Annotated in this window: 15 protein-coding genes; 12 read left to right on the forward strand and 3 right to left on the reverse strand. The window is 44.2% G+C overall.

From position 1 onward, the window contains the following. Positions 1 to 407 precede the first annotated feature (407 nt). Positions 408 to 938, forward strand: coding sequence for a GNAT family N-acetyltransferase (locus BBR47_RS06365; protein WP_012684925.1), 531 nt, complete (start codon positions 408 to 410; stop codon positions 936 to 938). A gap of 57 nt (positions 939 to 995) precedes the next feature. Here the strand turns inward: BBR47_RS06365 and BBR47_RS06370 are convergent, their stop codons facing one another. The 3 genes from BBR47_RS06370 to BBR47_RS06380 all read right to left on the reverse strand — a co-directional run bounded on the left by BBR47_RS06370 (position 996) and on the right by BBR47_RS06380 (position 3,128). Then, positions 996 to 1,529 carry a hypothetical protein gene (locus tag BBR47_RS06370; protein WP_012684926.1) on the reverse strand — a complete coding sequence of 178 codons (534 nt, stop codon included), beginning with the start codon at positions 1,527 to 1,529 and terminating at the stop codon, positions 996 to 998. Between the two features lie 134 nt (positions 1,530 to 1,663). Further along, on the reverse strand, positions 1,664 to 2,200 hold the full coding sequence (locus tag BBR47_RS06375) for a hypothetical protein (protein ID WP_012684927.1): 537 nt from the start codon (positions 2,198 to 2,200) through the stop codon (positions 1,664 to 1,666). Positions 2,201 to 2,249: 49 nt separating this feature from the next. Beyond that, the gene (locus BBR47_RS06380; protein WP_012684928.1) at positions 2,250 to 3,128 is read right to left on the reverse strand and encodes a YpjP family protein; all 879 of its coding nucleotides are present in this window, start codon (positions 3,126 to 3,128) and stop codon (positions 2,250 to 2,252) included. 179 nt (positions 3,129 to 3,307) lie between these two features. On the opposite strand from BBR47_RS06380, the gene BBR47_RS06385 reads away from it, so the two are divergent. The 11 genes from BBR47_RS06385 to BBR47_RS06435 all read left to right on the forward strand — a co-directional run bounded on the left by BBR47_RS06385 (position 3,308) and on the right by BBR47_RS06435 (position 12,809). Beyond that, a complete protein-coding gene (locus BBR47_RS06385; protein ID WP_012684929.1) occupies positions 3,308 to 3,877 on the forward strand; it encodes an FAD-dependent oxidoreductase in 570 nt (189 codons plus the stop codon). Between the two features lie 225 nt (positions 3,878 to 4,102). Next, positions 4,103 to 5,872: a BlaR1 family beta-lactam sensor/signal transducer gene (locus BBR47_RS06390; RefSeq protein ID WP_012684930.1), complete on the forward strand. Its 1,770-nt coding sequence runs from the start codon at positions 4,103 to 4,105 to the stop codon at positions 5,870 to 5,872. 43 nt (positions 5,873 to 5,915) lie between these two features. Next, complete coding sequence (gene blaI / locus BBR47_RS06395; RefSeq protein WP_012684931.1) at positions 5,916 to 6,314, forward strand: penicillinase repressor BlaI; 399 nt, start codon at positions 5,916 to 5,918, stop codon at positions 6,312 to 6,314. A 215-nt stretch (positions 6,315 to 6,529) separates the two neighbouring features. After that, entirely contained in the window at positions 6,530 to 7,444 is a 915-nt protein-coding gene (gene blaBBI / locus BBR47_RS06400) for a BBI family class A beta-lactamase (RefSeq protein WP_012684932.1), read from the forward strand. A 27-nt stretch (positions 7,445 to 7,471) separates the two neighbouring features. Further along, the gene (locus BBR47_RS06405; protein ID WP_012684933.1) at positions 7,472 to 8,155 is read left to right on the forward strand and encodes an FHA domain-containing protein; all 684 of its coding nucleotides are present in this window, start codon (positions 7,472 to 7,474) and stop codon (positions 8,153 to 8,155) included. A gap of 183 nt (positions 8,156 to 8,338) precedes the next feature. Then, entirely contained in the window at positions 8,339 to 8,995 is a 657-nt protein-coding gene (locus tag BBR47_RS06410; protein ID WP_012684934.1) for a hypothetical protein, read from the forward strand. A gap of 111 nt (positions 8,996 to 9,106) precedes the next feature. After that, positions 9,107 to 10,624 (forward strand): MDR family MFS transporter, encoded by a 1,518-nt coding sequence (locus BBR47_RS06415; RefSeq protein WP_012684935.1) that lies wholly within the window; start codon positions 9,107 to 9,109, stop codon positions 10,622 to 10,624. A gap of 12 nt (positions 10,625 to 10,636) precedes the next feature. Continuing rightward, on the forward strand, positions 10,637 to 11,164 hold the full coding sequence (locus BBR47_RS06420; protein WP_012684936.1) for a PadR family transcriptional regulator: 528 nt from the start codon (positions 10,637 to 10,639) through the stop codon (positions 11,162 to 11,164). Between the two features lie 96 nt (positions 11,165 to 11,260). Next, positions 11,261 to 11,551: a DUF3817 domain-containing protein gene (locus BBR47_RS06425; RefSeq protein ID WP_012684937.1), complete on the forward strand. Its 291-nt coding sequence runs from the start codon at positions 11,261 to 11,263 to the stop codon at positions 11,549 to 11,551. Positions 11,552 to 11,647: 96 nt separating this feature from the next. Further along, complete coding sequence (locus BBR47_RS06430) at positions 11,648 to 11,845, forward strand: hypothetical protein (RefSeq protein ID WP_231850565.1); 198 nt, start codon at positions 11,648 to 11,650, stop codon at positions 11,843 to 11,845. A 37-nt stretch (positions 11,846 to 11,882) separates the two neighbouring features. After that, positions 11,883 to 12,809: an ADP-ribosylglycohydrolase family protein gene (locus BBR47_RS06435; RefSeq protein ID WP_012684939.1), complete on the forward strand. Its 927-nt coding sequence runs from the start codon at positions 11,883 to 11,885 to the stop codon at positions 12,807 to 12,809. Positions 12,810 to 12,876: the final 67 nt, after the last annotated feature.

Here is a 12,876-nt window from a genome sequence, read left to right on the forward strand (position 1 = left end):
AGTTAAGAGCGTGGCACAGGCGATTCGTTGCTTGTGCCGCGTTTTTTTTGTTTTTAAAAAGTAGCGGTAGTGAAGGGAAGAAGCGCATTTCCAGTCTACGCTTCGGCCTACGCCCCGCAAGGGGTGAGGACTGTCCGCTTCGGAAAAAATGGCGGGAGCGCTTCAAACCAGAAAACGCGAATGCGTTTTTGTATGTAATAAAAGCTGAAAACCCCCGCCATTTTTTCCGAAGCTGAGTTGGGCTCCAGAGGCGCTTGGACTGGAAATGCGCTTCTTCCTACGCGGCATTTCGTCATCCAATGGAAGTGATTCAAGAAGGTAAATAATTGTTTAACTAGTAACGCTCACTTCTTGCAGCTATAATAGAAAGAATTTTTACACAAAAATGTGCAAGGAGAGTGAAGTCGATGGCTGGGCAATTGTATTTAATGAAGCCTTGTGCAGAGCTTCAAGCAGAGTATATTTCCTTTTACGAAGAGTGGAAAGAAAGTGGAGAGCCTATCGTACCGTGGGTGGTGGATCGGGAGCCCTATGATTTTCCTGCGTATCTGGAATTTCTGGAGAGTGAAAGTAACGAGGAAAATCTTCCAGATGGCTATGTTCCTCATTCGACGTATTGGCTTGTGAATGAGGAGCGACGCATAGTGGGGGCGGTGAATATTCGGCATCGTCTCAACGAGCGTCTACGAAAAAACAGCGGGCACATCGGATATGGAATCCGGCCATCTGAGAGACGCAAAGGATATGCGACGGAAATTTTAGCGCAAGCCCTACCTATTACGAGCGAGTTGGGTATAAACGAAGTATTGGTGATTTGCGACTATGATAATGTTGCTTCGGAGAAAACGATTCGGAAGAACGGGGGCGTTTTTGAGTCAGAATGTACAGATGACGATGGATTGGTCATTCGTCGCTTCTGGATTACGCGACCTTCGTAAAAGAAGAGGGCTATCTCATTGTCCGTTTACAAGACATTTGAGATAGCCCTTTCCTGTTTATTTATCTACCTTGTATGCAATCAACTTGCGAACCCATTGCTCCATCTCTTCAAGAATATAGTCTGGGGGTGGAGTTTTTCCGTCTTTTTTGGGGAGGACGAGCCATTGTAATGGTTTTGGGACATGGCAGATTTTCTCTAGAAGTTGTATTCCTTGATCGTCACTGATGATGTCTCGTAAAAAGATGAACATTCTTTTGTCTAACGTATGGATTAGCTTTCCTTCATATTTTGTATCTGAGATCGTAACGCAAGGATGGCCATGTCGCTCAATACTTCCTAATACTTCAACCCAAACAAAATCATACAACTGGGAAAGTTCAGCTTCAAGGAGCTCGGGATCTTTAATAGGGACTGGACATGTGGAAGAGAAGGAACGATCTAAAAAAATCTCTGGGTCCATTTCCATATAGTCTAATACGACCTTACAAGATGCAGCTTGTTTGTTTTCATGGGTGTATAAAATCTCCCGGACTTTGTTGCAATCAATTTTTTTGCCAATCACAAAGCCTATTCGAAGTTCGATTGTCATACACTCCTTATTGAGAAGAGAAAATCGGGGTGCCTCAATTATCTATCCATTAATACCCTTACCAATACGCGAGATTCGTGAAAGAGGAGGGCTATCTCCACGTCAGTTTGCATGACATTTGAGATAGCCCTTTCCTATTTATCATCTACCTCGTATGCAATCAATTTGCGAATCCATTTCTCCATCTCTTCAAGAATATAGTCTGGGGGTGGAGTTTTTCCGTCTTTTTTAGGTAGGGCGAGCCATTGTAATGGTTTTGGGAGGTGGCAGATTTTCCTAAGCAGTTCTCTCCCGTGATTGTCAATAATGATATCTCGTAAGAAAATTAGCACTCTATTGTCTAACGTATGGATGAGTTTACCTTCATATTCTATATCAGAGATAGTAACGGAAGGGTGCCCATGTCTCTCAATACCGCCTAATATTTCAACCCATACAAAATCATACAACTGGGAAAGTTCAGCTTCAAGGAGATCGGGATCTTTTATGAGTACCTCTTCGGTGGAAGAAAAGGGACGACTTAAGAAAATATCCGGGTCCATTTCCATAAAGTTCAATACTGAACGACAAGATGCAGCGTGTTTGTTTTCATGCGCGTATAAAGTCTCACGAACTTTGTTGCAATCGATTTTTTCGCCAATGACAAAGCCTAGTCGCAGTTCGATTGTCACTCACTCCTTAAAGAAGAAGAGAAATCGGGCTATCTCGATTTCCTACCCATTAATCTTCTCCCCAATGTTCTGGAAATTGATTTTTTCTCGTAATTTTAATCTGACCATGATGCCATTCAAAATTATCATCTTTTTTATGCCAATGGAAGTCAATGCTTTTACCATTATCTACTCTGTTCATGTGAAATCTTAATAAGTGTTTTTTGTTCCTCTTATTAATAATATTGAAAACTTTCTCACCTTGGTTAATACCATTTATTTCTCCTTTATCTTCTGGCCCGTCATAATCAATATCCCCATCATATTGTTCGTGCAAGGCTTCAACTTCTGCCCATATTTCAGACTCTATTCTTTCTTCAAATTCATCATAAGCCATTCTTTGTATCCTTTTCCCCATTTTTTTCTTGACTGCTTCTTTAAGAGCAAATCTTAGTAAAATGGGTAATATGGTAGGGTGTACTTTTTCTTCGCTTCTAAAACTTGAACCACTTTGCAATAGTAGAGTTTCCGTTATTTCAGGCAATACCGAATGCTTTTCAGCTATTTGCTCTTTTACGTCATTAACCAATTTGTTGAGCTCATTTTCATCATCTTGACTGGTGGAAAAATACTCTTCCAGATCCCTTTTAACGTCATCTTCGAGTGAAGTCTTTTCTAAAAATGCTGCTTGAAGATCCCTATCGGCTTTCATACCTTTTAGAACAAGGTCTAGATTGTCGAAAGTATCGGTAAGTGATTTTTCAAGATCATCTTTGTCTTCTGACATGACCTCATTTGAAAATTCGTATTGAAGCATTTCATTCATGGATGATTTGGTTAATACATCTGTCTCAGCAGCAAAACTAGAGGTAAGAACAGTGCTGAATAGCATCATTGAGGCAAGAGAGGTTATAAACAATCTTTTTCCTTTTTTGATAAAATTAATCATTCTAATCCTCCTATTTCAAATATTTACCAATGAATAGGATAATATAAATTTATACTTATATCAATTGTTTTTTGAATATTGTGTTGCATTGAAAATAAATAGCTAATAGATATTGCTACATTTACCATACTTAGTATATAATTATGTTGTGAAAGTTATTTTGGAAGGGAGAGATTTCTTTGTTTGATATCGTAATTATTGGAGCAGGCCCGGCAGGAGGTAGTGCAGCGTTGTTTGCTGCAAAAGCAGGGAAGAAGACGTTGCTGATTGACAATGACAAAAGCATGACCAAGCGCGCGTGGATGGAAAATCACTACGGCATCATGGAAATCTCCGGCCCAGATCTCATTGAGATCGGTAAAAAGCAAGCAGCGAAATTCGGTGCGGAGCTGGTAGCCGATCAAGTCAGCAACATTACCAAAACAGAGCAAGGCTTGCTCGTAGAGACAGCGGAAAAAGGCAGCTTTGAGGCAAAGCATGTGATACTTGCAACTGGAGCGCTCGTGACTTTGGCAGAAGCGATTGGGGTAAAAACCAAAGAAGGCTCAGAGCCACGGATCAAAACCGTTGTCGATGTCGATGCACAAGGGAAGACGAACATCGAAGGAATTTGGGCAGCAGGTACGTGCGCGGGAGTAAGCGTACATACAATTATTACATCTGGTGATGGCGCCAAGGTTGCAATCAATGTCATCAGCGAAATGAATGGCGAACGTTACGTCGATCACGATGTTTTGAAAACAAACTAAATCAGGTTAAGAAACACCTTCTTACTTTTGTAAAGAAGGTGTTTTCCTTTTTCTACAATTGGCGATAGCTTGTATCGTGATCGCGTTTTTGACATAATGAAGCTAATTGTGCTAATCGACGTGAAGAATCCTGTCAGGTTGCAGAGCGTTCCTGCTGCTCAGAATTGATACGGATTCTATTTTTATCTAGATTATCCTGGATAAGTAAGGAGGGAGACAGGAAGCATGTTTGTCAATCATGTGGTGATAAGCGTGATCGTTTCTTCCTGCACGATCACGCTAATTTTCTTGATTCGAAAAGTATTTCGCTCCCACTTGTCAGCTAAATGGAAGTACAATTTGTGGTTTCTCTTGTTGGTTTCTTTGACGCCAGTTTTCATCCCGAAATCCTTTTTTGATTTTGGAGATATTTTTGCTTCAGGGATGATACAGCGTAATGAAGCTGGCAGTTCGACGTTCGCTGCACAAGCTCCTACGTTTGAAAATGCGAATTGGGTACAGGATTTATCGTTGTCTGTAAGTCGTTATACACCAGACTCCCTTTCGACGATTTTCGTCAGCATATGGGTAGTCGGGATGATCATTTGTGCTTCCATCACGATATCAGCCTGGTTAAAAATCCAGCAGATCAAGCGGACAGCATCTGTGATCACCAATCAAGAAGTCATCGATCTGTTTGAACAATGCAAGAAGGATGTTAAAATAACGCGGCATATCGTGCTAGCTGAATCCAATCAGGTCAAATCTCCGATGACGTTTGGCGTTTTTAAGACGTATGTTGTCGTTCCCAGTCATTTTGATGAATGGCTGTCGATCAACGAAATGAAGTATATCTTTTTGCATGAACTGATGCACCAAAAAAACCATGATATCTTCATGAACTATGTGACCGTCGTGTATCAGCTTTTATATTGGTTCCATCCATTGGTTTGGCTGGCTTTTCGGGAAATGAGGGTGGACCGTGAAATTGCTTGTGATGTAGCTGTATTGAACTTTTTAGACAAGCGAAATTACTTGGAATATGGTCATACCATCATTAAGTTTTTGGATCAAGAAAGTGGAGTCGGGAATGTCGTTTTTGCCAATCAGCTAAACGGTTCCAAGAAGGCAGTTAAAAAACGAATCGAGAAAATCGCGTCCCACAAGGCAGAATCAAAGCTGTTGCAGTTGAAAAGCACAGTTATTTTTTCCATGGTGGTCGTATTGGTTGCCAGTCAGGTTCTTGTTGGCTCCGCTTTAGCTGACGATCGCAGCCGCTATCATTTTCAAGATGATCGAACCATTTACGAGGATTTGGACAACTATTTCCGAGGCTTTGAAGGTAGTTTTGTCTTATATGATTTGAAAGCAGACCAGTATCGGATATATAACGAGGCAGGAAGTACACAACGAGTTTCACCCAACTCTACCTACAAGGTTTTTCTTTCCTTGTTTGGTTTGGAGACCGGTGTGATTTCGAGAGAAGATTCCCTGCTAAAATGGGATGGAATCCACTATCCATATGAGCAGTGGAACCGGGATCAAGATCTATTTACAGCGATGCGAAACTCCACGACCTGGTATTTCAAAGAGATGGATAAGAACATCTCCCCGGATATGATTCAAGCTTTTCTAGAACAATTGAACTACGGGAACTCCAATACATCTGGTGGAATCGGCGAATATTGGATAGAATCTTCCTTGAAGATTTCTCCGGTGGAGCAGGTACAATTACTAAAAGCGTTCTATACGAATGAGTTTGGCTTTCAAGAAAACAATATCCAGACAGTGAAAGACTCTATCCGGTTATCGAAAAAGGCGGGCTCGATTCTTTCCGGGAAAACAGGTACGGGCACCGTCAATCAAAAAGATGTCAACGGTTGGTTTGTCGGGTATGTAGAGAACGAGGAAGGCACCTACTTCTTTGCTACCAATATACAAAACGAAGACGACGCGAATGGACCTAAAGCAGCAGAAATAACCTTGTCTATTTTGAAAGCCAAAGGTCTCTACTAGCTTTTGCGCCTACAGTCATTATTTTCGAAAGGGGGAGACTTCAGTGTCTACATCCATGCCAAGTATTTCTGAAGCGGAATGGCGAGTCATGAACGTACTATGGGAAAAATCGCCGCTGACGGCCAACGAAATCATTTCCTCCTTGCAAGGTCAAACAGATTGGAACCCAAAAACAGTACGCACTCTTTTGAATCGTTTGGTTCAAAAAAATGCTGTTGGCGTCAATCAAAACCAAAGAGTCTATACATTTTATCCGTTGTACTCCCAAAACGAATGCCAGCATGCTGAGGCACAGTCATTTCTACAGCGGATTTACAGCGGGGCTCTAAAATCAATGCTTGTTCAGTTCATTCAGAAGGAATCCTTATCGGACGAGGAGATTCAGGAGCTGCGTTCCATATTGGATGCGAAACAATCATCGACCGATCCTCACCAAAAATAAAGCGCGCCCTTTCAAGCTGACTTGGAAAAGCCATTTCCGGTTATCCAATTTGCTTGAAAGGGCGTCTTTTTTTTCAAAAGCTTTGCAAGAAAAAGGAGATTGACACTAGTTGATTACGCGTGTAATATTGTTGTGAATTCAATTGATTACAAATGTAGTACGGTATTACATATGTAGTATTTCAACTAATTTTCCAAGAAAGAGGTTTGTCATCCATGAAAGTTTACACATCGAGACTGTTTGGATTCACAGCGAAAACAATATTTCTCACGCTTCTCACGCTTGCTGGTTGCTCTTCTGCTGAAACGCCTGTCGCAAAAACGGAAACGCCCGCATCTGCAATGGATATAAAGTTCGCTGCACTGGAAAAACAGTTTGGTGCGAGGCTCGGCGTATATGCGATCGACACCGAAACAGATTTGGCAGTTGCTTATCGCGAAGATGAACGATTCGCTTTTGCTTCTACGTACAAGGCTTTAGCCGCAGGTGCAGTCTTGCATCAGAAACCATTGGAAGAGCTCGACAAAGTCATCACCTACACCAAGGACGACCTCGTTACTTATTCACCGATCACAGAAAAACACGTAGCGACCGGGATGACTCTTCGCGAGGTTGCAGACGCCGCAGTTCGCTATAGCGACAACACAGCCGGAAATCTGTTGTTCAAAGAATTGGGTGGCCCGAAAGGCTTTGAATCAGCTCTGAGACAGATTGGTGATGGTGTTACGAAATCCGAGCGCTATGAGACGGAATTGAATGAGGCTAAGCCAGAAGATACCCGCGATACAAGCACACCGAAAGCACTTGCAACGAGCCTCCGAGCCTATACGGTAGGGAATGCGCTGTCGTCTGACAAGCAGAAGATTCTTATCGAGTGGCTGCAAGGCAACACGACGGGAGCCAAGCTGATTCGAGCGGGTGTCCCCAAAGACTGGAAGGTCGGAGATAAGACGGGAGCGGCGAGCTACGGAACGCGAAACGATATAGGGATCATATGGCCACCGAATAAAAAGCCGATTGTCATTGCCGTGCTGTCTAGCAGAGATAAGCAGGACGCTACTTATGATGATGCGCTCATTGCTGAAGCTACCAAGATTGTTGTTGACGCACTGACGGCTGCAAAACCGTAATCGATCAACACGTGAGGTGATCACCAGATGATAGATAATGGTGCATACTTACTTGTAAAAAAAGGGGACCCTAGCCAAGTTGCCACGCGCAAATATCTCACGAAGGATCGCTGTACAATCGGGCGAAGGGGGACTAGTTTTCAACTGGACATTACCTTTTCCAGTCCGTACATTTCGAGAATGCATGCAGCCTTTCAAAGGATCGGGAACGATTACAAAATTATCGATTTGGAAAGCAAGCATGGCACAGAGGTAAACGGGACCCCGCTTCATTACTCCTCTCACATTCTTTGTCACGGGGATCAAATAAGCTTGTCAAAAGGGGTAGCTGAGCTCGTCTTTTTACGAGAGGTCAATAGACTGGATGATACGGTAGAGCTCCCTTTCACGCAGCCGAAGAATGCGTCGCTTTTGCCAGGTTTGGAAATTCATTTGGAGAGACGAGAAGTTCGTATCGACGGAACAAGACTTCCTTTAACCGGAAAAGACATGGATTTGCTGAAGCTTCTCTACCAAAAGGCGAACAAGGCCGTTAGTTTTGAAGAAATTATGTTGACCGTTTGGCCAGAACGAATGCTGTATGAGGGTAACGTCCCAGAAGTCGGACAGGTGGAAGTCAATGCGCTCGTGTATCGATTAAGGAAAAAGCTTCGGCACTACGGGCAGCAAATCACGACGATTCCGCGATATGGATATCGCTTAGATGTTTGAATGAGGGAAAGTAAAATCCAGGTGAGAGAAACTCCTGCAAAACGAACTCCTTCTCAAAACCAACATGAGAAGGAGTTTGTTTATGTAAGGTGTTTTCTTTTTTCTTCCAATCGACTAAAATTTTGATATAGGCCAGAAGTCATTACTCTATTTCCTAATCATTCAGTCATAGGAGCCCTTATTATGAAAAAAATCGTAGGTATTGCTTCGATGGTCGCTTTACTAGGCTTTAACGCCTATTTGTGGCCGACATTAATTCACGCGGTAAAAACAGATGGACGAACGGATACAAAAACAGCATCTGTCTCACAAAAAGCAGGTACTGCCAAGCCTGCTATGGATTTGGCTAATCAAGGCCCGCGCGCTGCTAACGTTTCCGCCTATCCGGTTGAAAAGCCTGTAGCTGTATCAGCACCTACCCCAGCGTCTGCGCAAAAACAAAGCGAAGGGAAGCCAAAAACAAAAGCGGTAGCAGTTGCTAAAACGAGCACACCGAAGAAGAAGAAAACACAAAAGACGAAAACCTCAACAAAACCAGTCAAGAAACAGACTACGCGCCCTCCGGTAAAAAATGTGCCAACGTATCCGGCTTGGGATGATAACGGCCTCTATGTCGTAGACGATGGAGGACCAGGAAGTAGTTGGGTGGAGCTGTCGGATGGTTCTTTGATGCGTAAGAGCGACGGGACACGGACGTTTAACCTGCCCTATAACAAGAATCCATTCACTGGAGAGATCAAGCCGACTGTAGAACCGATGTCGGAAGCGGCGTATAAAATGTGGAAGGGCAATCAAGCCCAGCAGCCATCCCCCTTTAGCCCGTCACCGTTCGGGCGATAATAAACCGAAAAAAATGCTCCGAGAAAAAGGAGCATTTTTTTTTGATATGTAGTCAAATTTGAATATAATAACGTATAGTACTTTGATTTAACCACCCAGGAGGGCGAAGCAATGATTGCAAGAGAAAGTAAAGTGAATATGGTGTTAGCGGGGCTACTGCTAGGTCTCCTGATGGCTTCCATGGACAATACCATTGTCGCGACGGCTATGGGTACGATTGTCGGTGAGATGGGCGGCATGGATAAGTTTGTTTGGGTGACATCAGCGTATATGGTCGCTACGATGGCGGGGATGCCGATATTCGGTAAACTCTCCGATATGTATGGGCGAAAACGTTTTTACGTATTTGGTCTCATCGTATTTTTGTTAGGGTCTATTTTATGTGGGACGGCAAACAGCATCGTTGAGTTGAGCATTTATCGGGCGATTCAAGGGATTGGTGGCGGAGCGCTGATGCCGATTGCCTTCACGATTATTTTTGACGTATTCCCGCCAGAGAAGCGTGGTAAGATGACGGGACTTTTCGGAGCTGTATTCGGTACGTCCAGCGTATTGGGACCTTTGCTCGGTGCGTATATTACCGAATATGTCAGCTGGCATTGGATCTTTTACATTAATGTACCGATTGGTGCTGTTTCCCTCTGGTTGATCTCGATGTATTACAAGGAATCGCTGGAATACCGCAAGCAGAGCATTGACTGGTGGGGAGCGATTACGCTGGTCGGGGCGGTAGTGAGTCTGATGTTTGCACTTGAGCTGGGTGGCAATCAATACGCGTGGAATTCGATGCAGATTATTGGATTGTTCTCTTCCTTTTTCTTGTTGTTTGTGATTTTCCTATTTGTCGAGAAGCGGGCATCTGATCCAATTATTTCATTCTCCATGTTCAAGAAGCGGTTATTTGCCACGACAAATGCGGTTGCATTGTTGTATGGAGCTGCTTTCATTATCTCTACAGTTTACCTGCCGATTTTTATCCAAGGGGTCTATGGCGGGTCAGCGACGAATGCCGGACTACTGTTGACACCGATGATGCTCGGCTCGGTTGCTGGTAGCCAGCTAGGTGGATTTCTGACGACGAAGACCAGCTTCCGTAATATTATGCTTCTGTCCGCAGTCTTTTTCATCCCAGGTATTTTTCTTTTGAGTACACTGACGCCTGAGATTTCTCGTTCAATCGTTACACTTTATATGGTGATTGCAGGGTTTGGCGTGGGCTTCTCTTTCTCCACCTTGGGAATTTCAGCAATTCATGGCTTTGATATGCGTCAAAGAGGATCGGCCAGCTCGACGAACTCTTTCTCCCGTTCATTGGGGATGACATTGGGGATCACCGTATTTGGGATCTTGCAACGTAACTCGTTTGAAAACGGCTTGTTCTCTGCCTTCGGGGGTCAAGGGATGACGAATGCCATTACAGACCCACGAGCGATTTTGACACCAGAAGCGCGCGAATCCATTCCGGCTCCTATTTTGGATAAAATGATTGATATTCTTGCTTCTTCGATTGCGAATACGTTTATGTGGGCGCTCGTTCCTGCTGTACTTGCTCTCGTATGCATTTTGCTGATGGGAAATGATCGGGCATTGGGGAAATCGCCTACCGCACCGAAACCGGAACGCGGATAGAGGAGAATCGTCATGAGTCTAAAATTGCTTGTTCTGGGATTGCTGATGGAAGGGGAGAAGCATCCCTATGAGGTTCAGCAGCAGGTGAAGGCAAGGGGAATGGATTGTTACATGAAATATGCCAAGGGCTCCCTCTACTATGCCTTCGACCAACTGGAAAAGAGCGGGATGATTGAGGTCAAAGAAGTCATTCGTGAGACTAACCGCCCAGATAAGAAGATGTATGGGATCACGCCAAAAGGCGAAGAGCAATTCCAACAGCTTCTCTTGGAAGAACTGCAAAAACCGATGCAGCTGACCAATCCGATCTACGCGGCTCTGACTTTTGCTTCGTATGGTGATCCACAAAAAATGGATGAGGCCTTGGAAGTTAATATCCAGGAAGTAAGACGGTTAGCTGGATTGTTGGAATCGATCCAGGAGGAAAAAAGAGAGAGGCTTAGCTGGGGAGCACGAGCGATTCTAATCGGTGCCGTTGAGCATTTGCACGCAGAGATGCGCTGGATGGAACGCATCCGAGAAGAAGCGTGGGGCCGTTGATTTTGAATTTATTATGAACATTGGACTATTTTCAACATTATGATAGTTTTTCGTTTATAATAGTGGTAATTTCAATGGCAAGGATGGTACCCGCACATGATGAAATCTGCCCTCGGACGCTTCCGTCTCATCGGCCTGATCGAAGGCGTCTCGTATTTGGTACTTCTCGGGATTGCTATGCCGCTTAAGTATTTTATGGATTACCCGGCTGCAGTTAAAATTGCCGGTTCGCTTCATGGATTGTTTTTTGTCCTGTATATTTTGGCGCTGGCACATGTTACAATAACCAATAAGTGGTCCTTCTTGAAAGTGATCGGGGCTTTTATCGCTTCATTACTGCCATTCGGCAACTTTGTTCTGGATGCACGCCTGAAAAAAGAGCAGTAAGTATACACATTACACATTATGTAAGGCACTAGAAGGCGGGTCATTGTACCCGTCTTTCGTACATATTCAAAAGAGAAAAAAATGGAGGGGATCTGTGTGGAGACCAGAATTTTAGCAGGAATTCTTTTGTGGGACGAAGTGGAACAGTACGTTCTTGAAACCGTGATGGAGGACCGTTACAAGCTGGTTTTGCCGCAGATTATCACGCTTGCGAACACAGAAGAAAAGGTAGCGACAGATGAATTGAGCGAACAATTTGTCGGTCAAAATGTTATTGCCAGATGCTTCGTTTGATATGAACAGATAATTCTGAAAAAAGGTGTGGATAGGCGTGGAACTGCGTGACCGCTATGCTGGGAGTTTGCTAGGATTAGCCGTTGGAGATGCACTCGGCACTACTTTAGAATTTCGCAAACCGGATACCTTCCAGCCACTTACAGAAATGGTCGGCGGAGGACCGTTCGATTTAAAGCCGGGAGAATGGACGGATGATACGTCGATGGCGTTGTGCCTGGCTGAGAGCTTGATTACACAGAACGGCTTCGATCCGGTTGATCAGATGAACCGATATGTAGCCTGGTTTCGAGAGGGTTATATGAGCTGCAAGGATCACTGCTTCGATATCGGGAATATCACCAAAGAAGCGCTGTGGCGTTTTGAGCAGACAAAAAATCCATTCAGCGGATCGGATCATCCGATGTCGGCAGGGAATGGCTCGATTATGAGGCTAGCACCAGTCGCACTCTATTATGCCAAACAACCAGAGCTCGCCATTGATTACTGTGCGCAAAGTTCTCGCACCACACACGCGACGGCAAAGGCAGTAGATGGCTGTCGTTTTCTCGGGGCATTACTTCTGGGGGCTCTACAGGGTATTTCGAAAGAGGAGTTGCTCACTGATTCGTTTTCTCCACTAGCCGGTGTATGGGAAAAGCAACCGCTTGATCCTGATATCGCCCGAGTCGCAAATGGTTCCTATAAACGGAAAACGAAAAAAGAGATCAAAGGGTCGGGGTATGTCGTCGATTCGCTTGAAGCGGCGCTTTGGGCATTTTATTCCAGTAGTTCTTTCGAAGAAGGCCTCTTCCTAGCGGTAAATCTCGGGGATGATGCGGATACGACGGGAGCTGTCTACGGTCAATTGGCAGGTGCTTTTTATGGAGTAGAGGGCTTGCCTCAACGAATGGTTAAGCTGTTGGCCAAGCGGGAATTGATGGAGGAGTTCGCTCAGAAATTGTACGAGCAAGCTACCCGTTAACGGCCTAATTTCTCTCAGGCGAACATAGATAAAAAACGATAAGCACTACCAATCAGGCAGTGCTTAT

Source organism: Brevibacillus brevis NBRC 100599, assembly GCF_000010165.1.
GTDB classification, from domain to species: domain Bacteria; phylum Bacillota; class Bacilli; order Brevibacillales; family Brevibacillaceae; genus Brevibacillus; species Brevibacillus brevis_D.

Excerpts from the sequence above, each read along its gene's own strand:
- BBR47_RS06380 (WP_012684928.1), bottom strand. The coding sequence starts at position 3,128 with ATGATTAATTTTATCAAAAAAGGAAAAAGATTGTTTATAACCTCTCTT.
- BBR47_RS06405 (WP_012684933.1), top strand. The coding sequence starts at position 7,472 with ATGATAGATAATGGTGCATACTTACTTGTAAAAAAAGGGGACCCTAGC.
- BBR47_RS06425 (WP_012684937.1), top strand. The coding sequence starts at position 11,261 with ATGATGAAATCTGCCCTCGGACGCTTCCGTCTCATCGGCCTGATCGAA.
- BBR47_RS06390 (WP_012684930.1), top strand. The coding sequence starts at position 4,103 with ATGTTTGTCAATCATGTGGTGATAAGCGTGATCGTTTCTTCCTGCACG.
- BBR47_RS06410 (WP_012684934.1), top strand. The coding sequence starts at position 8,339 with ATGAAAAAAATCGTAGGTATTGCTTCGATGGTCGCTTTACTAGGCTTT.
- BBR47_RS06365 (WP_012684925.1), top strand. The coding sequence starts at position 408 with ATGGCTGGGCAATTGTATTTAATGAAGCCTTGTGCAGAGCTTCAAGCA.
- BBR47_RS06420 (WP_012684936.1), top strand. The coding sequence starts at position 10,637 with ATGAGTCTAAAATTGCTTGTTCTGGGATTGCTGATGGAAGGGGAGAAG.
- BBR47_RS06370 (WP_012684926.1), bottom strand. The coding sequence starts at position 1,529 with ATGACAATCGAACTTCGAATAGGCTTTGTGATTGGCAAAAAAATTGAT.
- BBR47_RS06415 (WP_012684935.1), top strand. The coding sequence starts at position 9,107 with ATGATTGCAAGAGAAAGTAAAGTGAATATGGTGTTAGCGGGGCTACTG.
- blaBBI (WP_012684932.1), top strand. The coding sequence starts at position 6,530 with ATGAAAGTTTACACATCGAGACTGTTTGGATTCACAGCGAAAACAATA.